The following is a 4,885-nucleotide window of genomic DNA, read 5'->3' on the forward strand; positions in this document are numbered from 1 at the left end:
GCCGCCGTGACCGCGTTGGCGATTGCCGCGATGCGGCCGGCCTCCATGGTGGACTTCTGCCTGTTGCGTAACCGTGCCGGTGCGCCGGTCCGTCGCAGGGATGGCCATGCGGATCAGCCGCTCGATGTCGCGCAGATAGCCCATTTCCTCGGCGCCCGCGATCAGCGAGATGGCGACGCCGTCGGCGCCGGCGCGCGCGGTGCGGCCGATGCGGTGGACATAGGTCTCGGGGATGTTGGGCAGGTCGAAATTCACCACATGGCTGATGCCGTCGACATCGATGCCGCGGGCGGCGATATCGGTTGCCACCAGGGTGCGGATCTCGCCGGCACGAAACGCCGCCAGCACCCGCTCGCGCTGGCTCTGCGACTTGTTGCCATGGATCGCATTGGCGTCGATGCCGGCTCTGGCAAGGCCCTTCACCACCTTGTCCGCGCCATGCTTGGTGCGGGTGAAGACCAGCGCGCGGTCGACCGGCTCCTGCTTCAGGAGCTGCGCCAGCACCGCCGGCTTGGCGGTGAAATCGACCTGGATGATGCGCTGGGTGATGCGCTCCACCGTCGAGGCCGCCGGCGTCACCGCCACGTGGGCGGGATCGCGAAGCATCGCTTCGGCGAGTTCGGCGATGTCCTTGGGCATGGTGGCCGAGAAGAACAGCGTCTGCCGCTTGATCGGCAGTTTGCCGACGATCTTCCTGATGTCGTTGATGAAGCCCATATCGAGCATGCGGTCGGCCTCGTCGAGCACGAGGAATTCGACCTGGTTGAGCTTGAGGCCATTGCTTTGCACGAGGTCGAGCAGGCGGCCCGGCGTTGCCACCATGACTTCGACGCCCTGCATGACCGAGCGGACCTGGCGTCCCATCGGCACGCCCCCGATCACCAGCGCCGAGGTGAGGCGGATGTGGCGGCCATAGGCGTTGAAGCTGTCGAGGATCTGGCTCGACAATTCGCGGGTCGGACTGAGCACCAGTACCCGGCAGGCCTTGGGCTGCGGCCGGACGCGGTGTTCCAGAATGCGGTGCAGGATCGGCAGCGCAAACGCCGCGGTCTTGCCGGTGCCGGTCTGGGCGATGCCGACGACGTCACGTCCGGCAAGGGCCAGCGGAATGGTCTGAGCCTGGATCGGCGTAGGTATGAGGTAATTTTCTTCCTTGAGGGCACGCGAAATGGGATCGGCGAGGCCGAAATCCTGAAAGGAGGTCAAAAGATGGTTCTTTCCATTATAAAAGGCAGGCGCCCGACGGTTTTCGCCAGGAGCGCGCGAGGGTGTCAGAGACACCCGCGTGTTTGGGGCGTCGGCTTTGGTTAGCTGAAAGGGGCAAGCCAGAAACCGTTGGACGGGCTCAGAACACGCGGCTCGCAAGGACCTGATGATTCTCTAGGTCACTTCACACATATGGAACAGGAACACGGCGCTTTCAAGGTGAATCCCGCAATCAGATCTTCGCTTGGTCAAACAACCGCGCTGTAAGGCCCGGAATGCACGTGGTGCAAGAAAGTTTCTTGCCGTAAATTTAGCCAAGCGCCGCCGTTTGCTTACGAAATAGTCAGCCTGCCGATAAAGCACACATTTTTTTGGACCAAATAATGGGCAGGTTCCATCGCAATTCTTGGCGCATGTGGCGAATAACCAAATAAATCCAATACCTTAAATCGTCTTCGCGCCGTGGCATGGTTCTTGCGATTCCGTTAACGCAGGCGGCCGTGGGGCCGTTTCGCAGCGTTTAACGCCTGCGTCAGGGAGATGACATTTCATGCTTACTCAACTTACTCTCAATATAGCGACGCTGAGCCGCCGTCGCTGGCTGGCGGCGACCGCCGGGCTGGTTTTGGGCCTGGCCGGGTTCTCCACCGCCAAGGCGGCTGACGACACCATCAAGGTCGGCGTTCTCCATTCGCTTTCCGGCACCATGGCGATCAGCGAAACCACGCTGAAGGACACCATCCTCTTCCTGATCGACGAGCAGAACAAGAAGGGCGGCGTGCTCGGCAAGAAGCTCGAGGCCGTCGTCGTCGACCCCGCCTCGAACTGGCCGCTGTTTGCGGAAAAGGCCCGCGAACTCATCACCAAGGACAAGGTCGCCGTGGTGTTCGGCTGCTGGACCTCGGTGTCGCGCAAATCCGTACTGCCGGTGTTCAAGGAGCTGAACAACATCCTGTTCTACCCGGTGCAATACGAGGGTGAGGAGAGCGAGCGCAACGTGTTCTACACGGGGGCGGCGCCGAACCAGCAGGCCATCCCCGCGGTCGATTACCTGATGAAGGACGAGAAGGTGAAGCGCTGGGTGCTGGCCGGCACCGACTACGTCTATCCCCGCACCACCAACAAGATCCTGGAAGCCTACTTGAAGTCGAAAGGCGTCAAGCAGGAAGACATCATGATCAACTACACGCCGTTCGGTCATTCTGACTGGCAGACGATCGTGGCCGACATCAAGAAGTTCGGCTCGGCCGGCCAGAAGACGGCGGTGGTCTCCACCATCAACGGCGACGCCAACGTTCCCTTCTACAAGGAGCTCGGCAACCAGGGCGTCAAGGCGACCGACATTCCGGTCGTGGCGTTCTCGGTCGGCGAAGAAGAACTCGCCGGCATCGACACCAAGCCGCTGCTCGGCCATCTCGCCGCGTGGAATTATTTCCAGTCGATCAAGACGCCGGAGAACGACAAGTTCATCAAGGCATGGCAGACCTACACCAAGTACCCGAAGCGCGTAACCAACGATCCGATGGAAGCCCACGTGATCGGCTTCGACATGTGGGTCAAGGCGGTCGAGAAGGTGAAGTCGACCGACGCCGACAAGGTGATCGATGCGCTGCCCGGCATCGAGGCCAAGAACCTGACCGGCGGCACCTCCAAGATGCTGCCGAACCACCATATCACCAAGCCGGTGTTCATCGGCGAAATCAAGGGCAACGGCCAGTTCGACGTGGTGTGGAAGACCCCGGGCCTGGTCGCCGGCGATGCATGGTCGAAGGAGCTCGAAGGCTCCAGGGACCTGATCGGCGACTGGGTCGGCAAGAAGTGCGGCAACTACAACACCAAGACCGACAAGTGCGGCGGTCAGGGCTCCTGATCTCCACCTCATTCGAAAGACCGGAGAAGGCGGCGATGTCGCCGCCTTCTCCCCATGCTCCTGCCGGGGTTGTCCAGTGCTCGCCAACGCTTTGCACCGTCTTCGCGCGCTTTTTCTTTCCGTCCTTTTGATCGCAGCCTTTGCCTTGCCAGCGTTTGCCGGCGCGTTCGAGGATGCCGTCGCCAAATTCGCCAATGACGAATTTTCCGACACCGGGGACGCGATAGCTGCGATCGCGACCTCGGGCAATCCGCTGGCCTTTCCCATCATCAGCGCGCTGGGAGAAGACCGGCTGTCGGCTGATCCCGACAGCAAGACAGTTTTCATCACCCAGGCCGACGGCAGGATCATCGATGCCGCGACCGGTGCGGCCGTGGACAAGCTGCCGGACAATGCCGCGTCCGTTCGTCTCAACAACCGCTTGCGCCGCACCGTCGAAGCCGCGCTCGGCGGCCTGACCTTGCTGTCACCGGATCCCGCCAGGCGGATCTCCGCCGCGCAATCGGTGTTCAAGACCCATGACGAGACGATGCTGCCGGTGATCGAGGGCGCGCTCGTCAAGGAAACCAACAAGGCTGCCAGGCAGGCCTTTGCCGAAGCCCGCGCCGCCATCCTGCTGTTCAAATCCGATGCCAGCGATGTCGACAAGCTCGAAGCCATCAGCACCATCAAGGCGCGCGGCGATCAGGAGGCGATGGCGCTCCTCACCCGCGTCGGCACCGACCTGCCGCCGGTGGTCGCAAAGTCGGTCGCCGGCGCGATCGCCTCGATCCAGGGCAATCTGGCGCTGTGGTCGACGGTGCAGAATGCCTGGTACGGAATGTCGCTCGGTTCGGTGCTGCTGCTCGCGGCGATCGGGCTGGCCATCACCTTCGGCGTGATGGGCGTCATCAACATGGCCCATGGCGAGATGGTGATGCTCGGGGCCTACACCACCTTCGTGGTGCAGGAGGTGATCCGCACCCGCTATCCCCAGTTGTTCGACTATTCGCTGCTGATCGCCGTGCCGCTGGCCTTTCTGGTCTCAGGGGCGGTCGGCGTGCTGATCGAGCGCGGTATCATCCGTTTCCTCTATGGCCGGCCGCTGGAAACGCTGCTGGCGACCTGGGGCTTGTCGCTGGTGCTGCAGCAGGCGGTACGCACCGGCTTCGGTCCGACCAACCGCGAGGTCGGCAATCCTTCCTGGATGAGCGGCGCGTTCGATCTCGGGCAGATCACCATCACCTATAACCGGCTGTGGATCCTCTGCTTCACCTTGGCGGTGTTCGCGATCCTGCTCGCCATGCTGCGCTACACCAGCCTCGGGCTCGAGATGCGGGCGGTGACGCAAAACCGCCGCATGGCGGCCTCGATGGGGATCGCGACTTCGCGCGTCGATGCGCTCACCTTCGGCCTCGGCTCCGGCATCGCCGGGATCGCCGGGGTGGCGCTGTCGCAGATCGACAATGTCAGCCCCAACCTCGGCCAGAGCTACATCATCGACTCCTTCATGGTGGTGGTGTTCGGCGGCGTCGGCAATCTCTGGGGCACGCTGGTCGGCGCCTTCACGCTCGGCATCGCCAACAAGTTCCTCGAGCCGGTCGCCGGCGCCGTGCTCGGCAAGATCGCCATTCTGGTGTTGATTATTCTGTTCATCCAGAAGCGCCCGCGCGGTCTGTTCGCGCTCAAGGGGCGGGCGGTGGAAGCATGACGCCGCTTGTCGGAATGGGACGTTTTCGCGTGCTGCTCTTTGACTCCCTCTCCCGCTCGCGGGGGAGGGCTGGGGTGGGGGCTCTCGCCGCAACGGGAATATCGAAGGGGTGGAGAGCT

Annotated in this window: 3 protein-coding genes; 2 read left to right on the forward strand and 1 reads right to left on the reverse strand. The window is 62.7% G+C overall.

Features of this window, described 5'->3' with window-relative positions; translation table 11 throughout:
* On the reverse strand, positions 1-1,206 hold a 1,206-nt coding region (locus tag WCE35_RS12780), incomplete at its 3' end, for a DEAD/DEAH box helicase (RefSeq protein WP_424593711.1).
* Between the two features lie 550 nt (positions 1,207-1,756).
* On the opposite strand from WCE35_RS12780, the gene urtA reads away from it, so the two are divergent.
* Together urtA and urtB are read left to right on the forward strand one after the other, a co-directional pair.
* A complete protein-coding gene (gene urtA, locus WCE35_RS12785; RefSeq protein ID WP_424593712.1) occupies positions 1,757-3,076 on the forward strand; it encodes an urea ABC transporter substrate-binding protein in 1,320 nt (439 codons plus the stop codon).
* A gap of 76 nt (positions 3,077-3,152) precedes the next feature.
* Positions 3,153-4,766, forward strand: a complete 1,614-nt coding sequence (urtB, locus tag WCE35_RS12790; RefSeq protein ID WP_424593713.1) for an urea ABC transporter permease subunit UrtB — start codon at positions 3,153-3,155, stop codon at positions 4,764-4,766.
* Positions 4,767-4,885 lie beyond the last annotated feature (119 nt).

It is taken from the genome of Bradyrhizobium sp. (assembly GCF_049691595.1).
Taxonomy (GTDB): Bacteria; Pseudomonadota; Alphaproteobacteria; order Rhizobiales; family Xanthobacteraceae; genus Bradyrhizobium.